The sequence below is a fragment of the Citrobacter sp. UYEF32 genome (assembly GCF_040546205.1).
Lineage (GTDB): Bacteria > Pseudomonadota > Gammaproteobacteria > Enterobacterales > Enterobacteriaceae > Phytobacter > Phytobacter diazotrophicus.
In genome coordinates, this window is sequence record NZ_JBEPNI010000002.1 from 1 (window position 1) to 26,110 (window position 26,110).

25 protein-coding genes are annotated in these 26,110 nt (G+C 54.7%); 11 read left to right on the top strand and 14 right to left on the bottom strand.

Features of this window, described 5'->3' with window-relative positions; all coding sequences use genetic code 11:
• The 4 genes from galT to modE all read right to left on the bottom strand — a co-directional run.
• The coding region (gene galT, locus ABIB59_RS04295; RefSeq protein ID WP_354034171.1) for a galactose-1-phosphate uridylyltransferase at positions 1 to 947 on the bottom strand (947 nt) is incomplete at its 3' end.
• A 10-nt stretch (positions 948 to 957) separates the two neighbouring features.
• The gene (galE, locus tag ABIB59_RS04300) at positions 958 to 1,974 is read right to left on the bottom strand and encodes a UDP-glucose 4-epimerase GalE (protein ID WP_071195580.1); all 1,017 of its coding nucleotides are present in this window, start codon (positions 1,972 to 1,974) and stop codon (positions 958 to 960) included.
• Positions 1,975 to 2,194: 220 nt separating this feature from the next.
• Positions 2,195 to 3,658 carry a molybdate ABC transporter ATP-binding protein ModF gene (gene modF / locus ABIB59_RS04305; protein ID WP_354034172.1) on the bottom strand — a complete coding sequence of 488 codons (1,464 nt, stop codon included), beginning with the start codon at positions 3,656 to 3,658 and terminating at the stop codon, positions 2,195 to 2,197.
• 66 nt (positions 3,659 to 3,724) lie between these two features.
• Entirely contained in the window at positions 3,725 to 4,513 is a 789-nt protein-coding gene (modE, locus tag ABIB59_RS04310) for a molybdenum-dependent transcriptional regulator (RefSeq protein ID WP_354034173.1), read from the bottom strand.
• 141 nt (positions 4,514 to 4,654) lie between these two features.
• Between modE and ABIB59_RS04315 the strand changes: the two genes are divergently transcribed.
• The 5 genes from ABIB59_RS04315 to modC all read left to right on the top strand — a co-directional run bounded on the left by ABIB59_RS04315 (position 4,655) and on the right by modC (position 8,177).
• Positions 4,655 to 5,251, top strand: a complete 597-nt coding sequence (locus ABIB59_RS04315) for a hypothetical protein (protein WP_039077256.1) — start codon at positions 4,655 to 4,657, stop codon at positions 5,249 to 5,251.
• 85 nt (positions 5,252 to 5,336) lie between these two features.
• Positions 5,337 to 5,486 carry an AcrZ family multidrug efflux pump-associated protein gene (locus tag ABIB59_RS04320; RefSeq protein ID WP_039077255.1) on the top strand — a complete coding sequence of 50 codons (150 nt, stop codon included), beginning with the start codon at positions 5,337 to 5,339 and terminating at the stop codon, positions 5,484 to 5,486.
• Between the two features lie 167 nt (positions 5,487 to 5,653).
• Positions 5,654 to 6,430, top strand: coding sequence for a molybdate ABC transporter substrate-binding protein (gene modA / locus ABIB59_RS04325; protein WP_110295703.1), 777 nt, complete (start codon positions 5,654 to 5,656; stop codon positions 6,428 to 6,430).
• Complete coding sequence (modB, locus tag ABIB59_RS04330) at positions 6,427 to 7,116, top strand: molybdate ABC transporter permease subunit (RefSeq protein ID WP_039077253.1); 690 nt, start codon at positions 6,427 to 6,429, stop codon at positions 7,114 to 7,116. The genes modA and modB overlap by 4 nt, the downstream gene beginning before the upstream one ends.
• Positions 7,117 to 7,118: 2 nt before the next feature.
• The gene (modC, locus tag ABIB59_RS04335; RefSeq protein WP_039077252.1) at positions 7,119 to 8,177 is read left to right on the top strand and encodes a molybdenum ABC transporter ATP-binding protein ModC; all 1,059 of its coding nucleotides are present in this window, start codon (positions 7,119 to 7,121) and stop codon (positions 8,175 to 8,177) included.
• On the opposite strand, the gene ABIB59_RS04340 is transcribed toward modC, so the two are convergent.
• Positions 8,178 to 8,996 (bottom strand): pyridoxal phosphatase, encoded by an 819-nt coding sequence (locus tag ABIB59_RS04340; protein WP_039077251.1) that lies wholly within the window; start codon positions 8,994 to 8,996, stop codon positions 8,178 to 8,180. It abuts the gene before it with no gap.
• Between the two features lie 149 nt (positions 8,997 to 9,145).
• On the opposite strand from ABIB59_RS04340, the gene pgl reads away from it, so the two are divergent.
• The gene (pgl, locus tag ABIB59_RS04345) at positions 9,146 to 10,141 is read left to right on the top strand and encodes a 6-phosphogluconolactonase (RefSeq protein ID WP_125125087.1); all 996 of its coding nucleotides are present in this window, start codon (positions 9,146 to 9,148) and stop codon (positions 10,139 to 10,141) included.
• Positions 10,142 to 10,195: 54 nt separating this feature from the next.
• On the opposite strand, the gene ABIB59_RS04350 is transcribed toward pgl, so the two are convergent.
• From ABIB59_RS04350 to bioA, 4 genes are all read right to left on the bottom strand, one after another.
• A complete protein-coding gene (locus tag ABIB59_RS04350; protein WP_039077249.1) occupies positions 10,196 to 11,479 on the bottom strand; it encodes a putative acyl-CoA thioester hydrolase in 1,284 nt (427 codons plus the stop codon).
• Positions 11,480 to 11,593: 114 nt separating this feature from the next.
• Entirely contained in the window at positions 11,594 to 12,070 is a 477-nt protein-coding gene (locus ABIB59_RS04355) for a kinase inhibitor (RefSeq protein WP_039077248.1), read from the bottom strand.
• A gap of 11 nt (positions 12,071 to 12,081) precedes the next feature.
• On the bottom strand, positions 12,082 to 12,762 hold the full coding sequence (locus tag ABIB59_RS04360; protein ID WP_039077247.1) for a type 1 glutamine amidotransferase domain-containing protein: 681 nt from the start codon (positions 12,760 to 12,762) through the stop codon (positions 12,082 to 12,084).
• A gap of 69 nt (positions 12,763 to 12,831) precedes the next feature.
• The gene (gene bioA, locus ABIB59_RS04365) at positions 12,832 to 14,121 is read right to left on the bottom strand and encodes an adenosylmethionine--8-amino-7-oxononanoate transaminase (protein ID WP_354034174.1); all 1,290 of its coding nucleotides are present in this window, start codon (positions 14,119 to 14,121) and stop codon (positions 12,832 to 12,834) included.
• 86 nt (positions 14,122 to 14,207) lie between these two features.
• Between bioA and bioB the strand changes: the two genes are divergently transcribed.
• From bioB to bioD, 4 genes are read left to right on the top strand one after another with little or no spacing between them, the layout of a single operon-like run.
• Positions 14,208 to 15,248: a biotin synthase BioB gene (gene bioB, locus ABIB59_RS04370; protein WP_354034175.1), complete on the top strand. Its 1,041-nt coding sequence runs from the start codon at positions 14,208 to 14,210 to the stop codon at positions 15,246 to 15,248.
• On the top strand, positions 15,245 to 16,399 hold the full coding sequence (bioF, locus tag ABIB59_RS04375) for an 8-amino-7-oxononanoate synthase (RefSeq protein ID WP_169039689.1): 1,155 nt from the start codon (positions 15,245 to 15,247) through the stop codon (positions 16,397 to 16,399). The genes bioB and bioF overlap by 4 nt, the downstream gene beginning before the upstream one ends.
• Positions 16,386 to 17,138: a malonyl-ACP O-methyltransferase BioC gene (gene bioC / locus ABIB59_RS04380; protein WP_354034176.1), complete on the top strand. Its 753-nt coding sequence runs from the start codon at positions 16,386 to 16,388 to the stop codon at positions 17,136 to 17,138. The genes bioF and bioC overlap by 14 nt, the downstream gene beginning before the upstream one ends.
• Complete coding sequence (gene bioD / locus ABIB59_RS04385) at positions 17,131 to 17,853, top strand: dethiobiotin synthase (protein ID WP_317085941.1); 723 nt, start codon at positions 17,131 to 17,133, stop codon at positions 17,851 to 17,853. The genes bioC and bioD overlap by 8 nt, the downstream gene beginning before the upstream one ends.
• Here the strand turns inward: bioD and ABIB59_RS04390 are convergent.
• Positions 17,795 to 18,517 (bottom strand): ABC transporter ATP-binding protein, encoded by a 723-nt coding sequence (locus ABIB59_RS04390; protein ID WP_039077241.1) that lies wholly within the window; start codon positions 18,515 to 18,517, stop codon positions 17,795 to 17,797. The two genes, bioD and ABIB59_RS04390, sit on opposite strands and share 59 nt — an antisense overlap.
• A gap of 764 nt (positions 18,518 to 19,281) precedes the next feature.
• Here ABIB59_RS04390 and uvrB point away from each other — a divergent pair.
• Complete coding sequence (uvrB, locus tag ABIB59_RS04395) at positions 19,282 to 21,303, top strand: excinuclease ABC subunit UvrB (RefSeq protein WP_039077239.1); 2,022 nt, start codon at positions 19,282 to 19,284, stop codon at positions 21,301 to 21,303.
• Between the two features lie 190 nt (positions 21,304 to 21,493).
• Here the strand turns inward: uvrB and pmrB are convergent, their stop codons facing one another.
• From pmrB to yvcK, 4 genes are all read right to left on the bottom strand, one after another.
• Positions 21,494 to 22,573 carry a two-component system sensor histidine kinase PmrB gene (gene pmrB, locus ABIB59_RS04400; protein ID WP_071195590.1) on the bottom strand — a complete coding sequence of 360 codons (1,080 nt, stop codon included), beginning with the start codon at positions 22,571 to 22,573 and terminating at the stop codon, positions 21,494 to 21,496.
• A 2-nt stretch (positions 22,574 to 22,575) separates the two neighbouring features.
• The gene (gene pmrA / locus ABIB59_RS04405) at positions 22,576 to 23,247 is read right to left on the bottom strand and encodes a two-component system response regulator PmrA (RefSeq protein ID WP_039077237.1); all 672 of its coding nucleotides are present in this window, start codon (positions 23,245 to 23,247) and stop codon (positions 22,576 to 22,578) included.
• Positions 23,244 to 24,887: a phosphoethanolamine transferase EptA gene (gene eptA / locus ABIB59_RS04410; RefSeq protein WP_354034178.1), complete on the bottom strand. Its 1,644-nt coding sequence runs from the start codon at positions 24,885 to 24,887 to the stop codon at positions 23,244 to 23,246. Before eptA ends, pmrA begins: the two co-directional genes overlap by 4 nt.
• 112 nt (positions 24,888 to 24,999) lie before the next feature.
• Entirely contained in the window at positions 25,000 to 25,908 is a 909-nt protein-coding gene (yvcK, locus tag ABIB59_RS04415; RefSeq protein ID WP_079498591.1) for a uridine diphosphate-N-acetylglucosamine-binding protein YvcK, read from the bottom strand.
• Positions 25,909 to 26,110 lie beyond the last annotated feature (202 nt).

Here is a 26,110-nt window from a genome sequence, read left to right on the forward strand (position 1 = left end):
CCGACCATAAACTTACGTACCGTGGCGGAGCGTAATAACGGCGGGTAAAAATGCGCGTGCAACTGCCAGTGGCTCTGATCCTGCTGGGTGAAGGGCGCCCCGTGCCAGCCCATCGAGTAGGGGAAGGAGCACTGAAACAGGTTATCGTAGCGGCTGGTCAGTTGCTTAAGGGCCAGCGCCAGGTCGCCACGCTGTGCGTCGGTTAAGTCGGTGATCCGCAGGATATGCGCTTTGGGTAACAGCAGCGTTTCAAACGGCCAGGCCGCCCAGTAGGGCACCACGGCCAGCCAGTGTTCGGTTTCAACGACGGTGCGGCTGCCGTCCTGGCGCTCGCGTTCAGCGTAATCCACCAGCATGGGGGAGCCGTACTGGCGGAAATAGGCGTTCTGCAGACGGTCTTCGCGTTCGGCTTCATTGGGCAGAAAACTGTTGGCCCACACCTGGCCATGCGGGTGCGGGTTCGAGCAGCCCATTGCCGCGCCTTTGTTCTCAAAAACCTGAACCCACGGGTAAGTGCGGCCCAGATCGGCGGTCTGTTCCTGCCAGGTTTTCACCACCGCTTCCAGCGCGCTCAGGCTCAGTTCCGGCAGGGTTTTGCTGTGATCCGGCGAGAAGCAGATAACGCGGCTGGTGCCGCGCGCGCTCTGGCTGCGCATCAGCGGATCGCTGCTTTGCGGCGCATCCGGCGTGTCGGTCATCAGTGCCGCAAAGTCGTTGGTGAAGACATAGGTGCCGGGGTAATCGGGGTTTTTATCGCCGGTGACGCGCGTGTTCCCCGGGCACAAAAAGCAGTCGGGATCGTGGGCCGGCAGGGTCTGTTTCGCCGGGGTTTCCTGAGCCCCCTGCCAGGGGCGTTTGGCGCGGTGCGGCGACACCAGAACCCATTGATCGGTCAGCGGGTTGTAACGGCGATGCGGGTGATCGACCGGATTAAATTGCTGCGTCATAACCCTTCCTTTAATCGCTGTAACCCTGCGGGTGGCGGGACTGCCAGCGCCAGGTATCTTGTGCCATTTCATCGAGCGTACGGGTCACACGCCAGCCCAGTTCATTATCCGCTTTGCTTGCATCTGCCCAGTAGGCAGGCAGATCGCCATCGCGGCGGGGAGCAAAATGGTACGCCACTGGCTTACCGCACGCTTTACTGAATGCGTTAACCACGTCCAGCACACTGCTGCCAACGCCTGCGCCGAGGTTATAAATATGGACGCCTTGCTTGCCCGCCAGTTTTTCCATCGCCACAACGTGCCCGTCGGCTAAATCCATCACATGGATGTAATCGCGAACGCCGGTGCCATCAGGCGTCGGGTAGTCATTACCAAATACCGCCAGAGAGTCGCGACGGCCCACGGCCACCTGGGCAATGTAAGGCATCAGGTTGTTCGGGATACCCTGCGGGTCTTCACCCATATCTCCTGACGGATGAGCGCCCACCGGGTTGAAATAACGCAGCAGCGCAATGCTCCAGTCCGGCTGGGCTTTTTGCAGGTCGGTCAGGATCTGCTCGACCATCAGCTTGCTTTTGCCGTAGGGGCTTTGCGGGGTGCCCGTCGGGAAACTTTCGACATAAGGGATTTGCGGCTGATCGCCATACACTGTTGCGGAGGAGCTAAAAATGAGGTTTTTGACGTTGGCCGCACGCATGGCATTCACCAGGCGAAGCGTGCCATTGACGTTGTTGTCGTAGTACTCCAGCGGTTTGGCTACTGACTCACCAACGGCTTTCAGCCCTGCGAAGTGGATAACCGCTTCGATTGCATGATCGTGCAGGATTTCAGCCAGCAGTGCTTCATCACGAATGTCACCCTGGATAAACAGGGCGGATTTGCCCCCCAGGCGTTCAAGCACCGGCACGACACTGCGTTTGCTGTTACACAGGTTGTCGAGGATGATGACGTCGTGGCCATTTTGCAGCAGTTGCACACAGGTATGGCTTCCAATGTAACCGCTACCACCTGTAACCAAAACTTTCATATATCACTCCATCAAGCGTATGTTATGAATTAACTTTAGCATAACAGAGATGGCAAAACTGTGATATGTGATAAATTAGTGGAATCGTTTACACTGCAATGTGCCACGCATTACCTGCTCACCTAACTGATTATAAATCAGATAAATAATGACGTAATGATGCATAAATTCTGAAAATGTTCTGAAACAGAGGCGGGGGGATGCCCCGCCTGTGAAAAACTCACTCAAACTGGTAGCGCCAGTTGTCGCCGTCCGGGACAAACTGTAAACGATGCGTGATACAAGAAGGGGCATCACTGGCATGGTGGGAGACAAACAATAATTGCGTTTCGCCTTCGCCAATCAGCACATCAACAAAGCGGCGAATCAACTGACGGTTCAGCGGATCCAGCCCTTGCAGCGGCTCATCGAGGATCAGTAAGGTCGGATGTTTAACCAGCGCACGGACAATCAGCGCCAGACGCTGTTGGCCCCATGACAGGCTATGGAACGGCGCATCGGCGGTTTTCGCACTAAACCCGGCGATGTCCAGCCACTGTTGCGCCAGTTTACGCTGTTTGTCCGAAACAGCCTGATAAATGCCAATGGAGTCAAAATAGCCGGAAAGAATGACATTGCGCACGGTCGTGCTGACGCGATAGTCCAGATGCAGGCTGCTGCTGACGTAACCGATGTGTTTTTTAATATCCCAGATGGTTTCGCCGCTGCCGCGACGGCGGCCAAAAAGGGTTAAATCGTTGCTGTAGCCTTGCGCATGATCGCCCGTTACCAGGCTGAGCAGCGTCGATTTTCCCGCGCCGTTCGGCCCGCTAATTTGCCAGTGTTCCCCTGGTCGAACGGTCCAGTTGAGATGATTGATAATCGGACGATCGTTATAGGAGACGACACCCTCTTTCAGCACAATCAGCGGCTCTCCGGCGGTCAGTTGATCGCGCGCTGGCGGCGCATCTGGCTCCGGCAGCGCCATTCCCGCCAGATTCTCGCTATGCGCCAGTTGCGCGATGAGCGCCTGCTGTAACAATGCCGATTTTTCGCCGATTTCCGTTAGCGCGCAGTCAGCCAGCACGCCCGCATTCTGCACAAAATCCGGGATCTCATCGAAGCGGTTCAGAACCAGCACCAGGGTGTAACCTTCTGCATTAAGCTCGGCGAGGAGGAGAGCGAGATTTTGCCGTGAATGAACGTCCAGGCCGTCAAAAGGCTCGTCCAGAATCAGTAAATCAGGTTGCGACATCAGCGCCTGGCAGAGAAGTGTTTTGCGCGTCTCTCCTGTGGAGAGATATTTAAAGCGGCGTGAGAGCAGGGACGTGATACCAAAACGTTCGGCCAACTGCTGGCAGCGCGCGGCGTCTTTGACCTCATCCTGGATGATTTCTGCGGTGGTGCGTCCGGTGTCATCTTCACCGGGGCTTAGCATATCGGTGTTATTACGTTGCCACTCTTCACTGACCAGTTTTTGCAACTGTTCGAATGACAGACGGGTAATGCGTGAAAAGTTACTCTGGCGACCCCCTTTAAGGAGCGTCAATTCGCCAGCCAGTGCTTTAGCCAGCGCCGATTTCCCGCTACCGTTTGCACCGACAAACGCCCAGCTTTCACCCGACTGCAGCGTTAAGTGATCAATCGACAGCGTCCGGGTGTCGCCAAGACGAAACGTGCCTTGCGAAATTTGCAATGATGACATTATGTATCCCATTTTTTGCAGCGATACAAACAGGGATACGTGCTGGCAGGCAAGTTGTCAATCTACTTAGCACAACGTGGCGAGAATGACCTTGTCAGCATTAAAATATGCCGTGACCTCAGCCGCTTCCTTTAGATCTTGCGCCTGCTGTGCGGGCACGGTCGCACATAACTGCTGGCCGTCGGGTAGCGCCAGTAAAACTTCGTACTGCAGTTCGCCACGCTCAATATGGCTGATTCGCCCATGGAGCTGATTATCGGCCTGCTGCGCAGTGGCATGGTCGGTTGTAATGCCTACCCACGGGGCTTTCAGCAGCACCAGCACCTCTTTGCCTTGCGTCAAATCCAGGCGCTGCGCGCTTTGCGCAGTAATGGCGACTTTGAGTGATGTCGTACCATCCGCCAGAAGCACATCGACATGTTGCTGTACCTGCTGGTGGTCGAGGGCGGTAATGGTACCAAACCACTGATTACGGGCGCTGGTTTGCAGCGAAAAACGGGAAATGGCCGCCAGCAGGCTGTTCAGCGGCAGGGCATCGTCGTCGCTTAACACATCAAATGCTTTTTGTTGAATCTGACCCAGTAAATCATAGAGTTGAATAAGACGCTGACCGTAGCGGGTGATAACCGCGCCGCCGCCGCCTTTTCCCCCGGTCGCGCGTTCCACCAGCGTCTGTTCGCTGAGCTGATTCATTTCATTAATGGCATCCCAGGCACTTTTATAGCTGATGTTTGCATTCTTCGCCCCCTGGCTTATGGAACCCGTCTGTTCTATCTGTTTAAGTAAATTAATCCGGCGCGGGTCAGCGAACAGCCGTTCCTGGAGCTTAAGGGTAAGAAGAATTTCAGCCTGCATAGCGTAGTGTCCTGATGTAAAAAGAATAGTGTGAAGGAAAATCGACCTGGAGCCTAGTCTTCACCTGCACGCATTGTTTTTCTAAAGATAATGTCACAATTGTCGATAGGGGAAAGAGACACTCCACTGAAGGAACAGAATATGGCAGTTAAAAAACGCCCGGCCTTGCAAGGCGAATTGGACGGAGCCTGTGGTTTTTACGCCATCGCGAACGGCATACATTTACTGGAACCAGAACTGGCGCTCCCGGAAATCTTCCCGATAATTTTGCAGCAATACGTTTTTGATGGCGATCCAATGGGGTTTGTAAACGGCATTGCTCGCGGTTCGCTTAAAAATACCCTGAGTCGGACGATGGCGCTGTTGAACGCTGAGTATGAATTTTACGACCCGAAAACCCGCGAACAATGGCAGTTCACCTTCAGCATGCCCTACTGGCATAACGATAAACCTCGCGATCGCCGGGATATCCTCGATACGTTAAGCCTGGCGAACCATAAAGAAGGGCGCGTGATTATTCAGGCTTACGATTATAATGATGGTGAGCAGGAATATAGCCACTGGACAGTCATTTCGAAAGTGACGGACGAGGGGCTGGCCACCTGGGATTCAAGCAAAGAAGTTAAATGCATTCCATTTGATAAAATACGAGTCGATAGCATTCAACATTCGAATATTGCCCGGCCATGGAATATTCGCAGCGCGGATACGTTTGTACTGAGTCGTCAACCCTTGTAAAAGGTGACCGACGATGGCACAAAAGGCGAGTGTTTTTCTGCCAGATGCGGTTAGAATGCCCCCTTAACACTAAATGGAGTTGACCATGTTTGAGTTATTGAAAAGCTTAGTTTTTGCCGTAATCATGGTCCCTGTGGTGATGGCTATCATCCTGGGGTTGATTTATGGCCTGGGTGAGGTATTCAACCTTTTTTCAAATGTTGGTCATCGCGACCGCCCCGCGCAACGCCGCTGAATTTAAAAAACGCCCGCAATCGCGGGCGTTTTGCTATTCAAGTTCGGCATAAGCTTGCCGATATCTCATAAATCTCAGTAATTCTTGATGAGTATGACCTCACCCGGTGAATCTCTGGTAGTATCGTTATATTTCCAGTTATATAACGATACTCACAGGAGTTACAGATGACACGTACATGGTTACGCCTTTTTGCCGGGGCGACTTTATCGCTTTCCGTTGCCGGACATGCGCTGGCTGATGAAGGGAAAATTACCGTTTTTGCGGCAGCGTCGCTGACCAATGCAATGCAGGACATTGCCGCTGCGTATAAGAAAGAGAAAAACGTCGAGGTGGTCTCGTCGTTTGCTTCGTCTTCCACGCTGGCACGTCAAATCGAAGCGGGCGCGCCTGCGGACCTGTTCATTTCTGCTGACCAGAAATGGATGGATTACGCGGTTGATAAAAAGAGTATCGATACCGGCACGCGCGTAACCTTGCTGGGTAATAGCCTGGTTGTTGTGGCGCCGAAGAGCAGTGCGCAGGGCGATATTACCGTTGATGCGGCCACTGACTGGGCAAGCTTGTTGAAAGGCGGCCGCCTGGCGGTTGGCGATCCGGAGCATGTCCCGGCAGGTATCTATGCGAAAGAAGCGCTGCAAAAGCTGGGGGCGTGGGATAAATTGTCCCCGAGTCTGGCGCCAGCAGAAGATGTACGTGGTGCTCTGGCACTGGTTGAACGTAGCGAAGCCCCGCTGGGTATCGTCTATGGTTCTGATGCCGTGGCCAGTAAGGGCGTGAAAGTGGTCGGGACTTTCCCGGAAAACTCTCACCAGAAGGTGGAATATCCGATGGCGATTACCGAAGGTCATAAAAACGCAACGGTTAGCGCGTTCTATGACTACCTGAAAACCCCGGAAGCTTCCGCCGTGTTTAAACGTTACGGATTTACGACACACGAATGATATTAACGGATCCCGAATGGCAGGCAGTGATACTTAGCCTGAAAGTTTCATCCCTCGCAGTTGTTATTAGCTTGCCCTTTGGGATTTTCTTTGCCTGGTTACTGGTGCGCTGTACCTTTCCAGGCAAAGCCCTGCTTGACAGTCTCCTGCATCTTCCCCTGGTTCTGCCTCCGGTTGTCGTGGGGTATTTACTACTTATTGCCATGGGAAGACGTGGATTTATCGGCCAGTGGCTCTTTGACTGGTTCGGGATAACCTTCGCTTTTAGCTGGCGAGGCGCGGTGCTTGCGGCGGCGGTGATGTCCTTTCCGCTGATGGTGCGTGCCATTCGCCTGGCGCTGGAAGGCGTTGACACCAAACTCGAACAGGCCGCCCGTACCTTAGGTGCCGGGCGCTGGCGCGTGTTTATGACGATTACGCTGCCCTTAACATTGCCGGGAATTATTGTCGGCACCGTGCTGGCCTTTGCCCGTTCGCTGGGTGAATTTGGGGCGACCATCACCTTTGTCTCAAACATCCCTGGCGAAACGCGCACCATTCCTTCGGCGATGTACACCCTTATCCAGACACCCGGCGGCGAAATGGCGGCGGCGCGTTTGTGTGTGATCTCCATTATTCTGGCGCTTGTCTCACTGCTCATTTCGGAATGGCTGGCGCGCGTTAGCCGTGAACGGACGGGGAGATAACGATGCTGGAGCTGAATTTTAGTCAGACGCTGGGAACGCACCGTCTGCAGGTTGCCGAAAACCTGCCAGCCAGCGGTATCACGGCGGTATTTGGCGTATCGGGAGCGGGGAAAACCTCTCTTATCAATGCGATTAGCGGCTTAACGCGCCCGGAGCAGGGGCGTATCGTGCTCAATGATCGCGTGCTGTATGACGCTGAGAAAAAAATCTGCCTGCCGCCGGAAAAGCGCCGGGTCGGTTATGTCTTCCAGGATGCGCGCCTGTTCCCGCATTACAACGTGTTGGGCAACTTGCGCTACGGCATGGCGAAATCCATGGCCGGGCAGTTTGACAAGCTGGTGGCGCTTCTGGGGATCGAACAGCTTTTAGAGCGCCTGCCAGGCGGGCTGTCTGGTGGGGAAAAGCAACGCGTGGCGATTGGTCGCGCCCTGTTAACCGCGCCGGAATTGTTGTTGCTGGATGAGCCGTTGGCATCGCTGGATATTCCGCGTAAACGTGAGCTGTTGCCGTATCTGCAACGCCTGGCGCGGGAAATCAATATTCCTGTGCTGTATGTCAGCCACTCGCTGGATGAGATCCTGCACCTTGCCGATAAAGTGATGGTGCTGGAAGCGGGGGCGGTGAAAGCCTTTGGTAACCTCGAAGATGTCTGGGGGAGCAGCGTGATGAATCCGTGGCTACCTCAGGAGCAGCAAAGCAGTATTCTGAAAGTCAGCGTGCTGGAGCAGCATCCGCATTACGCCATGACGGCGCTGGCGCTGGGCGACCAGCATATTTGGGTGAACAGACTGGATAAGCCGCTTCAGGCTGCTGTGCGTATTCGAATTCAGGCAACGGATGTGTCGCTGGTGCTGCAACCTTCCGGCAATACCAGTATTCGTAACACTCTGCGGGCGAAAGTGGTGCAAAACTACGATCTGGACGGGCAGGTGGAAGTTCAGTTGGATGTAAGTGGAAGGACGCTGTGGGCGCGAATTAGCCCGTGGGCCAGGGATGAGCTCAATATCAAACCTGGCCTGTGGCTCTATGCACAAATTAAGAGTGTATCGATCACCGCCTGATCAGAGCAGATGGCTATAGATAAAGCTGGCAATGCTGTCGGTGGTGTTATCGCCAATCACAACGTTGGCGCGGGCTTTGACCGCGTCATCGGCATTTCCCATCGCGACCCCAAGGCCCGCCGCCTCCAGCATGCTGATGTCGTTGTAGTTGTCTCCAAACGCCACAACCTCTTTCATCGACAAGCCCTGTGAGGTGACCCACTCGGTCAGGCGTTTGCCTTTGCTATTGCCCTTGCGCGCGATATCGACCTGATCATGCCATGACCACTCGCACTCCAGTCCCAGTGTTTGCTCAACCGTGTGGGCAAACTGCTTAAGTTTATTGGTGTCTTCGTCGGTCAGGGCGAATTTCCAGATAGCGTCAACGTCACTGGCGGCAGCGCGCAGCGAGTCCACCTGGGTGAAGACCGGGCGCTGTTCCGGCGGCAGAGTTTGTGCCCAGTTATTGGTGCGAATGACATGACCGGTTGGCTTTTCATAGAGCATGGCATTATCGACATACATCAGACCGTGGACATCGTGGGATTCGAGCATTTCAATCAGTTTAACGGCTTGCGAAACCGGCAGAGGATCGGCTGTTAACACTTTTTTTGCCTGATAATCATACAAATAAGTGCCATTGCAGCAAATTGCAGGTGTATCAAGCGCCAGTGCCTGATAAAAAGGATGGATGGCAACGTGATGCCGCCCGGTAACAATAATTAACTGATAGCCGGCTGCTTTTGCCCGGGCAAGCGCCTCGATAGAAGAGGGGAGCAGCGTTTTTTTAGGAGTCAGTAAGGTACCGTCTAAATCCAGTGCTAATACACGCGAGGTCATGTCGTTTTCCGTGGTCAATGTTGAATTTGGCTTTTTCGGGATGGTACACCGAGTCGCGCCATGGGCAAAATTTGCGCGTGAAATTCAGCATTAACCACGAAAAAAGGCTATCCTGGTAAATTAACGCAGTATCAAGGAAAGGAGTATTCATGAAACAAACCGTTTATACCGCCAGCCCGGAAAGTCAGCAGATTCATGTCTGGCGTTTGAATCCCGAAGGCACCCTGACGCTTGTGCAGGTGGTGGATGTTCCCGGCCAGGTTCAGCCGATGGTCATAAGCCCTGATAAACGTTACCTCTACGTGGGCGTACGCCCGGAATTCCGCGTTATTGCTTACCGTATTGCGCCAGACGATGGTGCGCTGACCTATACCGCAGAAGCGTCGCTGCCAGGTAGCCCGACGCACATCTCAACCGATCACAGTGGTCGTTTCCTGTTCAGCGGCTCCTATAACGCGGGTTGTGTCAGCGTAACCCGTCTCGACGATGGCGTGCCGACCGAGACCCTGGACGTGGTAGAAGGGCTGGAAGGTTGTCATTCTGCCAATATTTCGCCTGACAACCGCACCCTGTGGGTTCCGGCGCTGAAACAAGATCGTATTTGTCTGTTTACACTGTCCGAAGATGGCAATCTGCAACCGCAAGACCCGGCGGAAGTGACCACCGTTGAAGGGGCAGGCCCGCGCCATATCGCCTTCCATCCGAACAAACGTTTTGCCTACTGTGTGAATGAGCTGAACAGCTCTGTCGATGTATGGCAGCTTAATGATGCGCACGGCAAGATTGAATGTGTGCAGACGCTGGATATGATGCCGGCTGACTTCTCCGATACCCGCTGGGCGGCGGATATTCATATTACGCCGGATGGCCGTCACCTGTATGCCTGTGACCGTACCGCCAGCCTGATCACTGTGTTCAGCGTGTCAGAAGATGGCAGCGTACTGGCTATCGAGGGCTTCCAGCCGACAGAAACGCAGCCGCGTGGCTTTAATGTCGATCACAGCGGTAAATTCCTGATTGCGGCAGGGCAGAAATCCCACCATATCGCGTTGTATGAAATTAACGGCGAGCAGGGGCTGCTGACTGAGAAATCCCGTTATGCGGTGGGCCAGGGGCCGATGTGGGTCGTGGTTAACGCGTACTGATTTTCAGGCATAAAAAAAACCTCGCCGCGGCGAGGTTTTTTCATTTCAGAATGCTTACTTTTTCGGTTCAGCAACAACCTGGCTGCCTACGCCACGGTTGTTGAATTCCCACATGCGGTTAAAGCGCGCATCGTTCAACTGACGCTGGATATTACCTTTATCATCCACCGCGCCCGTATTACCGGCAAACGCGCGACCTGAAGCCGCAGCGGCTGCCCACGGTTTCGCCACGTTGAAGCCTTCGTTGATCACGCTATCGCGAATCACAACCTGACCGTTGGTATTGGCATCCACGTCCAGCGAGCGGCCCAGTTGCGCCACGCCATTACCGGTCGCGGTAAAGCGGCTGTTGGTCGCCAGGAAACCGAAATTAACGCTGGACAGGGTTGCCGGTGCGAACACGTAGCCTTCTTGTTGGGTACGGGAGTTCACAACGCGGAAATCGGTGTTATCAAACACAACCGCACCGCGACCCGCAACGATATCCACATCCCCTTCTACATAGCTGTTGGTGACCAGCGTACGGGTCTGGCGATCGTTACGCAGGGTGTTATCGACACCGCTATTGGTCACGAAGAAGGTGTTCTGGCGACCCAGGATATTGACGTTATTCAACTGAACTTTGTCGCCGTCGCTGCGGAACGCAACCGCCTGATGGTTACCGGCGTCAACGCTGTCGCCAAGGCTATTCTGGATGGTGAGGTTCTGCAGTTGCAGACCATTGTTCTGTGACCAGAAAACAGCGGAGCACATCACGCCAACGGTGGCGTTACGGTTGCTCTGGCATTTATCAAACATATACCAGGCAGGTTTACCCGGCATGTATTTGCCTGATGGATTGACCAGTTTACGCCAGGTCGTGCTGTCCATCTCAGAGTCAATAGCCAGCCCGATTTTCACGTCCAGCGGTTTTTCGCCGGTACCGTAAATGGTCACGCTGCCAGACGCCGCAGGAACATACACCGTGCCTTCGTAATCACCCGGCATCACGGCAATATACTGACGATCGCTGGAGTGTTTGTTGATGGCTGCGTCAACCGCTGCCTGAATGGTGTTGTGCGTTACGCCAGGCGTGCCCGCGGGGCCAACCACGAAGTTTGCCTGTGCTGGCAGACGGATAGCGTAAGGCTTCCACGCGGCTGCGTTCGGCGTCAGGGAGGCGAAGTAGTTATCCGCAACGAAGTTTTTCGCTTCGCCCGCCGTCAGTACAGGGCGCGATGCCGTACCCGGCGCAGTTTGTTGAGAAGGCTGTTGATCCGGCGGCGTTGAGCTACAGGCGGTCAGTGTCACGCCAAAAGCCAGTGCCAGCGTCAGACGAGAAACCGAGAATGTGTTCAAGGGGTACTCCAGGCTGTGCAAGTTTAAATGATTTCGTCAGAAGCCTGCTTTTTTATACTAAGTTGAGCGAAACGGGAAGCCGATTGTGCAAATCGGCCTCAAATGAATGGTTTTTTAGCTAAAAAGGGCGGTGATGGAGGCGCTGGCGAGAGAATGGAAATGCACATTAAAGCCGACCATCGCACCGCTGGCGTCGGCATCGACCTCTATAGCCGGAACATCCAGCGCATAGACGGTAAAAATATAGCGGTGGGTTTCACCTTTCGGCGGTGCCGCGCCGCCATAACCGGCTTTGCCAAAGTCGGTTCGTGTCTGGATAGCGCCATCCGGCAGCGCGCTTATCCCTGAACCGGCTCCTTGTTGCAATACGCGGGTATCGGCGGGCAAGTTCGCGACGACCCAGTGCCACCAGCCGGACCCTGTGGGGGCATCCGGGTCGTAGCAGGTAACCACAAAACTTTTGGTTGCGGCGGGAACATCATCCCAGGCCAGATGCGGCGAAATATTGTCGCCGTCGTAGCCCATGCCATTGAAAACGTGGCGGTGTGGCAGTTTGCCCCCGTCCTGTAAATCATGACTGATCAGTTTCATTTCACCTCCTGTCAGCGATGCAGCAACTTGACGATTTCCTGTGCGGCAGCGGCCGATGACGCCGGGTTTTGCCCGGTAACCAGGTGACCGTCGGTGATTGCATACACGCCCCAGTCTTCACCGCGCTCGTACAAGCCTCCGGCCTGTTTTAACGCATCTTCAACCAGGAATGGCACAACCTGGGTCAGGCCGACGGCTTCTTCTTCGCTATTGCTAAAACCCGTCACGCGTTTGCCCTGGACCAGTGGGCTGCCATCTGGCTTATGGGCATGGCGTAGCACGCCCGGCGCGTGGCAGACGGTTCCTACCGGCTTGCCTTCGGCCCAATATTTTTCGATAAGCGCGATAGATACAGGATGTTCTGCCAGATCCCACAGCGGACCGTGCCCGCCGGGGTAAAACACCGCTTCATAATCCCCTGCGGCGATATCACTCAGTTTGTGGGTGTTTGCCAGGGCGAGCTGTGCGGCTTTGTCTTTGCGAAAGCGCTCGGTGTCCTGGGTTTGGGCATCGGGCGCATCGCTTTTCGGATCCAGTGGCGGCTGTCCGCCTTTGGGTGTGGCAAGCGCAACCTCCAGCCCTGCATCGCGAAAAACATAATACGGTGCGGCAAATTCTTCCAGCCAGAAACCGGTCTTTTGCCCGGTGTCGCCGAGGGTGTCATGCGAGGTCAGTATCATTAAAATCGCCATTATTCCTCCTGATTCCGGGATGAGTTAACCCTCCAGAGTGTAGCATCCCGTTATCCGGCGGGCGTTAAATCAGACAATGAACATCTCGTCCATGGCGACGGCCGCATTCACGGCCTGGGTTAAGCGCGTCAACTGTTCGCGGCTTATCGCATAAGGCGGCATCAGGTAAATGAGGCGGCCAAACGGGCGGATCCACACGCCTTGTCCGACAAAGAAATGTTGCAGCGCCGCCATGTTTACAGGTCGCCTGGTTTCCACTACACCGATTGCCCCCAATATGCGAACGTCCTCCACGTTGGCGCTATCGCTCGCCGCTGCGAGCTCTTCGCGTAACTGGCGTTCAATCGCGGCCACCTGTGATTGCCATTCACCGCTTTCCAGCAGGCCGAGACTGGCCGTTGCCGCCGCACAGGCCAGCGGATTGCCCATAAACGTCGGGCCGTGCATAAAGCAGCCCGCTTCGCCGTTGCTAATAGTCTCGGCCACATGGCGCGTCGTAAGCGTGGCGGAAAGCGTCATTGTGCCGCCGGTTAAGGCCTTGCCAAGACAGAGAATATCCGGAGCAACCCCGGCGTGTTCGCAGGCAAACAGCTTGCCGGTGCGACCAAAGCCGGTGGCAATCTCATCGGCAATCAGCAATATCCCTTCCCGGTCACACATTTTCCGGATCCGCTTAAGCCACTCAGGGTGGTACATGCGCATCCCTCCGGCGCCTTGCACGATGGTCTCAAGGATCACCGCGGCAATTTCATGGCGATGCGCCGCCATCAGGCGGGCAAAACCCACCATATCGCGCTCATCCCATTCACCGTCGAAACGGCTTTGCGGCGCGGGGGCGAAGAGGTTTTCCGGCAGGTAGCCCTGCCACAGGCTGTGCATAGAGTTGTCCGGGTCGCATACCGACATCGCGCCAAAGGTGTCGCCGTGGTAGCCGTTACGGAAGGTGAGAAACCGCTGCCGGGGCTCGCCTTTCGCCTGCCAGTATTGCAGGGCCATTTTCATCGCCACTTCCACGGCCACCGAGCCAGAATCAGCGAGGAAAACGCACTCCAGGTTGTCCGGGGTCATCGCCAACAGCTTACGGCACAGGGCGATGGCGGGTTGGTGGGTGATGCCGCCAAACATCACGTGCGACATGGCATCAATTTGCGCTTTCATCGCCGCGTTCAGTACCGGGTGATTGTAGCCGTGAATGGCGGCCCACCAGGAAGACATCCCGTCTACCAGCCGCTCGCCGCTGGTCAGCGTCAGTTCGCATCCTTGTGCGGATTGCACCGGATAAACCGGCAGCGGAGAGGTCATGGAAGTGTACGGGTGCCAGATATGGCGCTGGTCAAAGGCAAGATCGTCCGTTGTCATAATCGACTTGTAAACCAAATTAAAAACATTTAGGTTTACAAGTATAACCCGAATCGAGATTTAACAACACCCTTTGGAGAAGCCCAATGGCTCACCAGACACGCTGGACACTGTCGCAAGTCACCTCCCTGTTTGAAAAACCGCTGCTGGAACTGCTGTTTGAAGCGCAACAGGTTCACCGCCAGCATTTTGATCCCCGCCAGGTGCAGGTCAGCACGCTACTTTCGATCAAGACCGGGGCCTGCCCGGAAGATTGCAAATACTGTCCGCAAAGCGCCCGTTATAAAACCGGGCTGGATGCAGAAAGGTTGATGGAGGTGGAGCAGGTACTGGACTCGGCCCGTAAGGCGAAAAACGCCGGTTCAACGCGCTTTTGTATGGGCGCGGCCTGGAAGAACCCGAACGATCGCGATATGCCGTATCTGGAACAGATGGTCGAAGGGGTGAAGGCCATGGGCCTGGAAGCCTGCATGACGCTCGGTACGCTCACTGACAGTCAGGCGCAGCGTCTGGCGCATGCCGGGCTCGATTACTACAACCACAACCTGGATACCTCACCGGAATTCTACGGCAACATCATCACCACCCGAACCTATCAGGAGCGCCTGGATACGCTTGATAAAGTGCGTGATGCGGGAATCAAAGTCTGCTCTGGCGGCATTGTGGGGCTGGGCGAAACGGTCACCGATCGTGCCGGGTTACTGCTGCAACTGGCAAACTTGCCCACACCGCCGGAAAGCGTACCCATCAACATGCTGGTGAAAGTGAAAGGCACGCCGCTGGCGGAAAATGAGGATGTCGACGCCTTTGATTTTATCCGTACCATCGCCGTTGCCCGTATCATGATGCCCACCTCGTATGTGCGTCTGTCCGCAGGTCGCGAGCAGATGAACGAACAGACTCAGGCCATGTGCTTTATGGCCGGGGCAAACTCCATTTTCTACGGTTGTAAGTTGCTGACCACCCCCAACCCGGAAGAGGACAAAGACCTGCAACTGTTCCGTAAGCTGGGGCTGAATCCGCAGCAGACCGGGGTGCTCAATGGCGACAGAGCGCAGCAGGAAAAATTGGAACAGCAGCTCGTGCATGCGGATACCGATCAGTATTACAACGCGGCTGCGCTATGAGCTGGCAACAGCGCATCGATGAGGCGTTAGCGGACCGTCGGCAGGCCGATGCCTTGCGCACGCGCCAGTGCGTGGCGCAGGGGGCCGGGCGCTGGCTGGTTCGCGACGGGCAGCGCTATCGCAACTTTTCCAGTAACGATTATCTGGGCTTAAGCCAGCATCCGGCGGTTGTTCGCGCCTGGCAGCAGGGGGCAGATAAATACGGGGTTGGCAGCGGCGGTTCTGGCCACGTGAGCGGCTACACCCTGGCACATCAACAGCTTGAGGCCGGTCTTGCCGACTGGCTGGGGTATCCGCGCGCGCTACTGTTTATCTCAGGATTCGCTGCTAATCAGGCGGTGATTGCCGCGCTGGGTAAGAAAGAAGACCGTATTGTTGCCGACAGGCTAAGCCACGCCTCGTTGCTGGAAGCGGCCAGCCTCATCCCGGCAGAACTACGCCGCTTTGCCCATAACGACGCCACGCATCTTGCGGCTCTGCTGGCAAAACCGATCGGTGGCGAACAACTGGTTGTTACCGAAGGGGTGTTCAGTATGGACGGCGACAGCGCGCCGCTGGCTGACATCGCCCTGGCGACCCGACAGGCAAACGGCTGGCTGATGGTCGACGATGCGCACGGTATTGGCGTATGCGGCGACGAGGGGCGCGGTAGCTGCCACGCCCGCCAGGTCACGCCGGATATCCTGATTGTCACGTTCGGCAAAGGGGTTGGCGTGAGCGGTGCGGCGGTGCTGTGCAGCGAATCGCTGGCCGATTATCTGACACAGTTCGCCCGCCATCTGATTTACAGCACCAGTATGCCGCCCGCCCAGGCCGCGGCAATCAGCGCCTCACTTGCTGTTATTCGATCCGAAGAAGGCGCACAACGCCGCCATAAACTGAATGCGCTGATTGCGCAATTCCGTGCGGGCGCACAGGCGCAGAAACTCCAGGTAACAGCATCTGACAGTGCCATTCAGCCGCTGATTGTGGGCGAAAACAGCCGTGCGCTGCACCTGGCCGCGCAGTTACGGGCGAACGGTTTTTGGGTAACCGCGATTCGCCCGCCAACCGTCCCGCCAGGTACCGCCCGGTTGCGCTTAACGCTCACTGCCGCCCATGAGCCGGAAGACATTACGCAGTTGCTGGAGATATTGCATGACGCGCGTTGATAAACAAGCCATTGCCGATACCTTCGGTCGCGCCGCCCACCGCTACGACCAACACAACGGATTGCAGCAACAAAGCGCAGAATTACTGCTTTCCCGTCTCCCTTCTGCCCCTGTTGAACAGGTGCTGGATGCTGGCTGCGGGCCGGGGTTGCTGAGTCGCTACTGGCGAGAGCAGGGGGCACGGGTGACGGCGCTGGATATCTCTGCGCCCATGCTGGAGGAGGCCCGGCGCAGGCAGGCGGCAGAACGCTATGTGCTGGCGGATATCGAAGCCATGCCTTTTGCCCGCGCTGAATTTTGTCTTGCCTGGAGTAACCTGGCGGTGCAGTGGTGTGATGATGTGCGTCAGGCGCTGGCGGAGTTATACCGCGTGGTGCGCCCCGGTGGACATATTGCGTTTACCACCCTGGTGAGCGGCTCGTTACCTGAATTGAATGAGGCATGGCGCGCGATTGATGACCAGCGTCATGCCAATCACTTTCTGGCCGCTACGCAACTCCACGATGCGCTATCCGGCTGGCGCTATCAGGCGGGCATTGAGCCCATCACGCTCTATTTTGCGGGGGCACTGGAGGCCATGCGATCGCTTAAAGGGGTTGGGGCGACCCATCTGCATGCCGGACGCAGGCAAGGGCTTACGCGAGGGGGGCTACGACGCTTGCAACTGGCCTGGCCGCAACAGCAGGGAGCATTCCCGCTGACCTATCAACTTTTCTGGGGAGTTATCACGCGTGACTGAACGCTATTTTGTCACCGGCACGGACACCGAGGTCGGAAAAACGGTGGCGAGCTGCGCGCTTTTGCAAGCGGCAAATCTTCGGGGGCTGCGAAGTGCAGGTTACAAACCGGTGGCCTCGGGCAGTGACATGACCGCACAAGGGCTGCGCAACAGTGACGCGCTGGCTTTGCAGCACAACAGCAGCGTGATGCTCGATTACGACCAGGTAAATCCCTGGACTTTTGCTGAGCCGACATCGCCGCACATTGTCAGCGCAGAGTCTGATATGCCCATTACGCTTGAGGGGATGTCTGCCGGGCTGCGGGCACTGGAAGTGGAGGCCGACTGGATATTGACAGAAGGGGCTGGTGGGTGGTTTACGCCGCTTTCAGAGACATTCACTTTTGCCGATTGGGTGGTGGCCGAGCGATTGCCGGTGATTCTGGTGGTGGGCGTTAAGCTTGGGTGTATTAATCATGCAATGTTGACCGCACAGGCGATAGAGCAGGCGGGGTTGCGCTTTGCAGGCTGGATTGCCAATGATGTTCAGCCGCCAGGTAAACGGCATACCGAGTATCTTGCGACGCTACGGCGCGTGTTAAAGGCACCTTTTATGGGAGAAATTCCCTGGCTTGCCCACGCGCCGTTCGCTACACAAAACGGTCATTATCTCGATCTCAACGTGCTGAATCAGGCGACATCCAGTGCGACAGAAGCTGATCGTCAAGCTGTCTGACATCCCCTTCGGCGACGTTGCGACCACGATGTAACAGGCAGAAACGGTCAGCAACCCGGCGTATAAACGACAGATGTTGTTCGGCCAGCAGGATAGTCATACCGAAATCCTGGTTGAGCCGGACAAGTAAATTGCCGAGTTTATGGATAAACGCCTGTCCAAGCCCGCGTGTGGGTTCGTCCAGAATCAACAGCCGCGGGCGATTGACGAGCGCGCGCGCCATCGCCAGTTGGTGCTGATTATCCTCAGACAGCCCTGCGCCTTTCACCTGACGTAGCCCGTAGAGTTCGGGAAACAGGTCATAGATCTCACGATTGACGGTACTGCGCGGTTCACCAGAGGCCAGCATGGCAATATGCAAATTCTCCTCAACGGTCATTTGTGAAAATATCCGCCTGTCCTGGGGAACATAGCCTATGCCCATTGCGCTGCGATGCTCCGCCTGCAGGTTGAGCAAATCCCTGGGCGGCGCCCCCGCTTCTTGCCAGACCATGCTACCGCTCTCCACGGGCAGATAACCGGTAATGCAATTGATAAGCGTCGTCTTGCCCATCCCTGGGAGGCCAATAACAGAGGTGCATACACCGGGGGAGAGGTCGAGGTCGACATTCCACAGCGTATGTTGATTGCCGTAATACTGATTGACTGCACGTAAACTCAACACGGTTCGCTCCTTATCTCTGATCGGGTGACAGAGAAGATGTTGTAAAAGTCTGTGCAAAAGCCTTGCCAGAACCTAAAAGCGAGATTTTTTTCGGAACCCGCTGATGAATAAGAGAGTAAAAGTGCTTTTTGCGGCTGGCAGGCGAAAATATATGCTCTTTGACAGTGCCAGGGATGGTGGGAAATGGTGCAGTCAATTGGTGAAATGTGAGCAGGATCGCATGATAATTCACCGATTCGTTAGCAGATATTCTGCGAAAATAAGCGAGAAAATTTTTTTATTGACCTCAAAGAGGCTGCCAGGTGGTTTTTGGCGACAGGCGAGGCATATGGGCTGGAAGCAGTTATCCACTATTCCTGTGGATAACCTTGTGCATTAGAGTTAGAAAAAGTGCGAGAAGCGAGTAAATACGCGGCTTGCGCCTGAATTGCTGCGAAAGGCGTCTTTTGAGATATTCCTTTATTTTTTAATTAGTTAAATAAAAGCAATCCTTGTAAGAAATCTGTCACCCACTGCCACAAAACTTTCATTACCTGCCTTGACAAGTGTTAAAAAAGGAAATGTTCTGGGGATAACCCGCTTTTGCTGGTGTTTTGTACCGTCCCAGGTGATTTTCGAGGTGCGCTCATCGTGCCGGGCCAGTGAGTAGAAGAGATTCCTGATTATGCCACTGTTTTTACATCCAGTATTTTTTATTGGCAAATCTCGCTGTGGTGAGTAAAATTACTTTCCTGCCCGCTCATTCCTTCATCAGGTAGCCGTCCATGAGTAAACCATTCAAACTGAATTCCGCTTTTCGTCCCTCCGGCGATCAGCCAGAAGCTATTCGTCGCCTGGAAGAAGGGCTCGAAGACGGACTGGCTCATCAGACTTTGCTGGGCGTGACCGGTTCAGGGAAAACGTTCACCGTGGCGAATGTCATTGCCGATTTACAGCGCCCGACGATGGTGCTGGCGCCGAACAAGACCCTTGCGGCACAGTTGTATGGCGAAATGAAAGAGTTCTTCCCGGATAACGCGGTGGAATATTTCGTCTCTTACTACGACTACTATCAGCCGGAAGCCTATGTGCCGAGTTCGGACACGTTTATCGAAAAAGATGCCTCGGTGAACGAACACATTGAGCAGATGCGACTGTCGGCCACTAAAGCGCTGCTTGAACGTCGGGATGTCATTGTGGTGGCATCGGTCTCCGCGATTTACGGCCTGGGCGATCCGGACCTGTACCTGAAGATGATGCTGCACCTGACAAAAGGGATGATCATCGATCAACGCTCCATACTGCGTCGGCTGGCGGAGCTGCAGTACACCCGCAATGATCAGGCGTTTCAGCGCGGCACCTTTCGCGTGCGCGGCGAAGTTATCGATATCTTCCCGGCAGAATCGGACGATATTGCCCTGCGCGTTGAGCTGTTTGATGAAGAAGTTGAGCGCCTGTCGCTGTTTGATCCGCTGACCGGGCACGTTGAGTCGACCATCCAGCGTTTTACGGTCTATCCCAAAACTCACTACGTCACGCCGCGTGAGCGCATCGTTCAGGCGATGGAAGAGATCAAGGTCGAGCTGGCCGACCGGCGCAAAGTGCTGCTGGAGAATAATAAGCTGCTGGAAGAACAGCGGCTGACCCAGCGCACCCAGTTTGATCTGGAAATGATGAATGAATTGGGCTATTGCTCCGGCATCGAAAACTATTCGCGCTACCTTTCCGGGCGCGGGCCGGGCGAGCCGCCGCCGACGCTGTTTGATTACCTTCCGGCGGATGGCCTGCTGGTGATTGATGAATCCCACGTCACCATTCCGCAAATTGGCGGTATGTTCCGCGGCGACCGCGCGCGTAAAGAGACGCTGGTGGAGTACGGTTTCCGTCTGCCGTCAGCGCTGGATAACCGCCCACTGAAATTCGAAGAGTTCGAAGCGCTGGCACCGCAAACCATTTATGTATCGGCGACGCCGGGCAACTATGAGCTGGAAAAATCCGGTGGCGATGTGATTGACCAGGTTGTGCGCCCGACCGGCTTGCTCGATCCGATTATCGAAGTGCGACCGGTGGCAACCCAGGTGGACGATCTGCTCTCTGAGATCCGCATACGCGCTGCCATTAACGAGCGCGTGCTGGTCACGACACTGACCAAACGCATGGCGGAAGATCTGACCGAATATCTGGAAGAACACGGTGAGCGGGTGCGTTACCTGCACTCCGACATCGATACGGTCGAACGTATGGAGATTATCCGCGATTTACGCCTTGGCGAGTTCGATGTGCTGGTGGGCATCAACTTGTTACGTGAGGGGCTGGATATGCCGGAAGTGTCGCTGGTGGCAATTCTGGATGCGGATAAAGAAGGGTTCCTGCGTTCTGAGCGTTCGCTGATTCAGACCATTGGTCGTGCGGCGCGTAACGTCAATGGGAAGGCCATTCTCTACGGCGATAAAATTACCCCATCCATGGCGAAGGCGATGGGGGAAACCGAGCGTCGTCGCGAGAAACAGCAGCAGTACAACGAAGAACACGGCATCACCCCGCAGGGGTTGAACAAAAAAGTGGTGGATATTCTGAGCCTCGGCGAAAGCCTGGCGAAGACCAAAGGCAAAGGTCGCGGTAAATCGCGCACACCGGCTCAGGTGGAAGCTGCCGAACTGGCATTAACCCCGAAAGCGCTGCAGCAGAAAATTCACGAGCTGGAAGGGCAGATGATGCAACATGCGCAGAATCTCGAATTCGAAGAGGCGGCGAAATGCCGCGATCAACTGCATCAACTGCGGGAATTGTTTATTGCCGCCTCGTAACACGATGCCGCTCACGAAATTGACCTGTACATCTTAATGTTTGCTTAATGAAAGCCGATTACTCTCCTGTGAAAAATCAGGAGAGTATCTATGCACAAAGAAAATCTGGCTCAGTATCTGGCCATTGCCCTGTCCCTCGCCATTATCATCGGTTTTACCCATCTCTGGGTGCTGTCTTACTGAGTTCCCCTTAACGTGCAATGGGGTTGAGTTTCACCCATGCGCGAACACCGGGGCCAGGCTGACGGTTGTGCAAGAAGAATTGCGCGTCATGAAGCTGTGCGATGCGTGAAACGATACTCAATCCAAGCCCTGAACCACCGTAGCGACTATCCATTCGCACAAAAGCTTTGCTTAACTCTCCGCTGCGGGATTCATCCACGCCTGAACCCTCATCTTCCACCGACAGCACCGGCGTCGGGCCAGCGATAAGGCTCACGATAATGGTGGTGCCGGGCGGGCTGTACCGGTGGGCGTTCTCTACCAGATTTCGCAGCAGCACTTGCAGGAGTGTGGCATCGCCTGCCACGGCGATATCTTCTGTCATTTCCGGCAACTGTAAGTGCTGCTGACGGGTGTGCAGCATTCTCTCCAGCTCACTGTGGACAGGCATGACCACATCTTCCATCAGCATCACCTGCTGATAGCTGCCAGCGGAAAAAGATTGCCCGACGCGGGCGAGTTGTAGCAACTGGGCAATATTTTCGGTCATCTGGTCCAGCCGCTGGAGCAGGGGGGCGACATCCAGAGCATGGCTTTTGGCCATCAATTCCAGGTGCAGGCGCAGACCTGCCAGCGGCGTACGCAACTCATGGGCTACGTCGGCGGTAAACAGACGTTCGCGATCCAGTGTGACGGTAAGGCGTGAAACCAGTTGATTGATGGCAGAGGCAACGGCTTCCACCTCACGGACCGGGTTTTCCAGAACGATGGGTTCGAGGTTGCCCGGCGCACGCGCATCCAGCTCGCGCTGTAATGCTGAAAGAGGGCGGGTTATGGTTTTCAAGGCCTTAAAACAGAGCAGCAGGGCGAGACCAATGATCAGCAGGCTTGGCACCAGCAGGCTGGCGACCGCCTCGTGCACTTCATGCTCCACCTGTTTGTGGTTGTTATGGCTGTGAATCGCGCTTTCCACTAATAGCTGGACTTGCTCTTTGCTCTCATGCCATAGCCAGAACACGCTGACCAGTTGACACACCACCAGAATGGCCCCGACGGTGAGCAGCAAGCGGCTTCGCATTGACCAATTCCTGAACTGAAAGATCGCCATGCTTATTCCTGTTTATCGGCGTGGATCAACATATACCCATAGCCGCGCACGGTACGGATACGCGATTTGCCGATTTTGTCACGCAGGTTATGGATATGCACTTCCAGCGTATTAGTCGCCGGTTCGTTGTCCCAGTTGTAAATGTCGTTATAAAGAATTTCACGGTGTACCGGCGTACCCACTTTCATCAGCAGGCGTGACAGCAACGCGTACTCTTTTGGCGTAAGCTCCAGTAACTCTTCGCTGAGCCATACCTGACGGCGGGTCAAATTCAGCCGCAAATTACCGTTTGTTAATTCGCTGTCTGCCTGATTATTGTGACGGCGCAGCAGGGCACGAATACGCGCGTTAAGCTCTTCAAGTGCGAAAGGCTTAACCAGATAATCATCCGCACCGGTGTCCAGCCCGGAAATACGATCGGAGAGTGTGTCCCTGGCGGTCAAAATTAATACCGGCAGCGTGAATTTCTCGCGGCGAACACGCTCCAGGAAATGGAGGCCATCTTCGTCCGGAAGGCCAAGGTCAAGCACCATCAGACTGTAGTGTCCGGTTGCCAGACTCAGGCCCGCTTCATGCGCGGTGGATACGCCATCGCAGGCGTATCCTTCACTTTGCATGGCCAGAATCAATCCCTGTAATAACAGTGCATCATCTTCGACGACCAGAATTTTCATTTCGGCTCTCCACGACAGGCAGTCAAAATATCATCTTGCGCACGGTATTCCTTCGTACTGACCCCTGTCATACCCAACATGGTCGAGAAGAGATTATCCTGCGAAAAGTTCTTTTGCTGTGCCTCTTTTTGCAGGCACTGATTATCTACGCCGTAACGCTTTTGATAATCCTCAGACAGCCAAATAAGCATCGGAATATGTTTTTGCGTTTCCGGGGCGATGGAATAAGGCAAACCGTGTAAATAGACACCGTCTTCACCCAGCGATTCACCATGGTCGGAAAGGTAAACCAGGCTGGTGGTGAATTTATCCTGTTTCGATTGCAGTAATTTAATGGCTTTGTCGACAATATAATCAATGTACAAAATGGTGTTGTCGTAAGTGTTCACCAGTTGTTCCTGCGTGCAGGTCTGAATCTGGCTGGTATCGCAGGTCGGGGTAAATTTACGAAATGCCGCCGGGTAGCGGTTATAGTAGGTTGGCCCGTGGCTACCAATGGTGTGCAATACAATGACGCCGTCATGTTGCAGATTATTGATATAGTCTTCGAGCTGATGAAATAACGCTTCATCCTGACATTCACCGTCAATACATAACCCCGGCAGATTCAGCGCAGTCACATCCTGATGAGTAACGCGATCGCAGGCGCCTTTACAACCGCCGTCGTTTTCATTCCACAATACCTGAATACCCGCGCGCTGAATAATATCCAGCAACCCTTCCTGATGATGGGCCAGTTCTTCGTCGTAATTCTGGCGCGGCATATTAGAGAACATGCAGGGCACGGAAATGGCCGTTGCCGTCCCGCAGGAGGTGGTGTTCGGGAAATAGACCACATTATCCTGTTTTAAACGCGGGTTGGTATCATGAGCATATCCACCCAGAGAAAAGTTGGCGGCACGCGAGGTTTCACCCACGATCAAGATGGTCAGATTCTTACGCGGGCCGTTTTGCATCTGCGCACGTTGTTGTGCATCTTCACCGATACGCACCAGCGGTAAATTATCCATGCGATGATGGCTATACCAGGATAAACCGGCGGTGATGCTGTTTGACGGACTGAGGGATTTAACCAGTTCTTTATTATTGCGAAACAGTGAGGCGTAATCTTTATAGAACAGCAGCGCGACGAAAACGATCAGTAATGCAGAAACCGCAATGCTCACGAGGCGGCTGATAATACTACGCCAGGCTGAGACCGGCGCTTTGATTTTAATCCACCAGGCGATAAGCACCATTAACGCGCCTGAGAGCAGCAGCACCACTACCATTCGTGGCGATAGCAGGGCGAAACTCTCTGCCGGGGTGGTATCGAGAATATTGGTCACCATTGAGCGGTCGATAATAATGCCAAAGCTCATGATGAAATATTGCGCCGCCGCGCTGACCAGGATAAAGAGGCTGATCGTCAGACGGTCCAGGCGTAAAAATGAAGTCAGAGTGAGCGCAATATTGATGACGCTAAAGGCCACGACGGGCATGGAGGCAAATACCAGCGCGTTATGCAATGAGTCTACCGGCAATAATCTAAATGCCTGGCGATAAAACGCGATGTTTAAAATCACTGCGATATAAAGCGCGAACAAAATCAGAAAGCTCAGGCGGCTTAAGCTAGGCCGGCGAAGACGAAAAGTAGACATGACAACGATCCTGACAAAGACAGGATGACTATTCTGGACAAGGATCTTTAAGACAACCTTAAGAAATTAAGGAAACGTGATGGCGCGAGCACAAATCGTGCTCGCTGCGCGATTAACCCAGCGCCTGAACCGCTTTTTCCAGCGCTTCACGCAACAAATGCCTGTCATGACGATAGGGGATATCGCTGGCCTCCAGAACCCCCTGAATAACAACCCGGTCGGAAACTGCAGAGACATCCACTTTCGGACCAACGATAACGGCATCAATGATCGGTTTACCCACATACTGCTCCATGATCGTCAGCTTATCTTTAAGCGTCAGGTTGGCGGCGGCCACGCTCAATTCTCTGCCAAGATTTCCGATATAGACCACGGGCGCGGGGGTGCGGCGCAACGCCTGAGAAAGGTCTTCCAGCAGCAGTAAAGGCAGCAGGCTGGTATAAAAACTCCCCGGACCAATTAAAATCAGATCCGCCTCGGCAATCGCCTGAACGGCTTCCCGCGTGGCGTGTACTTTGGGAAACAGCATCAATTCCTGTACCGGGGATTCCAGCAGGTCGATATTCACTTCGCCATAGACCATATGGCCTTCGTTGTCTGTTGCCATTAAATCAACGGGTTGTTCAGACATCGGAATAAGAAACGCATCGACCTTGAGCAGGTTGCGAATAAGATTGATCGCCTCCAGAGGCCGCACGCTGAGGTGATCTAACGCCTTTAACATCAAGTTTCCGAGGTTATGGCCGGAAAGTTCGCCATTACCGCTAAAACGGTACTCAAACATCGCCGAAGCGACGCTGGGTTCGGTAATAAGCTGGTTTAAACAGTTGCGCATATCGCCCCAGGCGATCCCTCCCTCAGAGCGGCGAATCCGCCCGGTAGAACCGCCGTTATCGGTGGTCGTCACAATACCGGTGAGTCGTGAACCTAACGATGATAAAGCTGACATCACGCGGCCCAGCCCGTGCCCACCGCCAAGCGCAACGACGCGATCCAGATCCGCAAGAGTGCGATTACGCATAAACCTTCCTTATAAATGATTACCGCGCTACGTTAACCTAAATACCACCTAATGACGATGCCGCGCAGGGTGGAAAATGACGTATATCAAAGCAAAAAAGGGATTTTCACGTACTCTGTTATGAAAATGCGCGATCATGTCGCTATATACATGTTTATATAGCGATAATGATGTTGGCGAAACAAAACGCTTCGCGCTACTA

Excerpts from the sequence above, each read along its gene's own strand:
- galE (WP_071195580.1), bottom strand. The coding sequence starts at position 1,974 with ATGAAAGTTTTGGTTACAGGTGGTAGCGGTTACATTGGAAGCCATACC.
- modF (WP_354034172.1), bottom strand. The coding sequence starts at position 3,658 with ATGTCATCATTGCAAATTTCGCAAGGCACGTTTCGTCTTGGCGACACC.
- modE (WP_354034173.1), bottom strand. The coding sequence starts at position 4,513 with ATGCAGGCTGAAATTCTTCTTACCCTTAAGCTCCAGGAACGGCTGTTC.
- ABIB59_RS04315 (WP_039077256.1), top strand. The coding sequence starts at position 4,655 with ATGGCAGTTAAAAAACGCCCGGCCTTGCAAGGCGAATTGGACGGAGCC.
- ABIB59_RS04320 (WP_039077255.1), top strand. The coding sequence starts at position 5,337 with ATGTTTGAGTTATTGAAAAGCTTAGTTTTTGCCGTAATCATGGTCCCT.
- modA (WP_110295703.1), top strand. The coding sequence starts at position 5,654 with ATGACACGTACATGGTTACGCCTTTTTGCCGGGGCGACTTTATCGCTT.
- modB (WP_039077253.1), top strand. The coding sequence starts at position 6,427 with ATGATATTAACGGATCCCGAATGGCAGGCAGTGATACTTAGCCTGAAA.
- modC (WP_039077252.1), top strand. The coding sequence starts at position 7,119 with ATGCTGGAGCTGAATTTTAGTCAGACGCTGGGAACGCACCGTCTGCAG.
- ABIB59_RS04340 (WP_039077251.1), bottom strand. The coding sequence starts at position 8,996 with ATGACCTCGCGTGTATTAGCACTGGATTTAGACGGTACCTTACTGACT.
- pgl (WP_125125087.1), top strand. The coding sequence starts at position 9,146 with ATGAAACAAACCGTTTATACCGCCAGCCCGGAAAGTCAGCAGATTCAT.
- ABIB59_RS04355 (WP_039077248.1), bottom strand. The coding sequence starts at position 12,070 with ATGAAACTGATCAGTCATGATTTACAGGACGGGGGCAAACTGCCACAC.
- ABIB59_RS04360 (WP_039077247.1), bottom strand. The coding sequence starts at position 12,762 with ATGGCGATTTTAATGATACTGACCTCGCATGACACCCTCGGCGACACC.
- bioA (WP_354034174.1), bottom strand. The coding sequence starts at position 14,121 with ATGACAACGGACGATCTTGCCTTTGACCAGCGCCATATCTGGCACCCG.
- bioB (WP_354034175.1), top strand. The coding sequence starts at position 14,208 with ATGGCTCACCAGACACGCTGGACACTGTCGCAAGTCACCTCCCTGTTT.
- bioF (WP_169039689.1), top strand. The coding sequence starts at position 15,245 with ATGAGCTGGCAACAGCGCATCGATGAGGCGTTAGCGGACCGTCGGCAG.
- bioC (WP_354034176.1), top strand. The coding sequence starts at position 16,386 with ATGACGCGCGTTGATAAACAAGCCATTGCCGATACCTTCGGTCGCGCC.
- uvrB (WP_039077239.1), top strand. The coding sequence starts at position 19,282 with ATGAGTAAACCATTCAAACTGAATTCCGCTTTTCGTCCCTCCGGCGAT.
- pmrB (WP_071195590.1), bottom strand. The coding sequence starts at position 22,573 with ATGGCGATCTTTCAGTTCAGGAATTGGTCAATGCGAAGCCGCTTGCTG.
- pmrA (WP_039077237.1), bottom strand. The coding sequence starts at position 23,247 with ATGAAAATTCTGGTCGTCGAAGATGATGCACTGTTATTACAGGGATTG.
- eptA (WP_354034178.1), bottom strand. The coding sequence starts at position 24,887 with ATGTCTACTTTTCGTCTTCGCCGGCCTAGCTTAAGCCGCCTGAGCTTT.
- yvcK (WP_079498591.1), bottom strand. The coding sequence starts at position 25,908 with ATGCGTAATCGCACTCTTGCGGATCTGGATCGCGTCGTTGCGCTTGGC.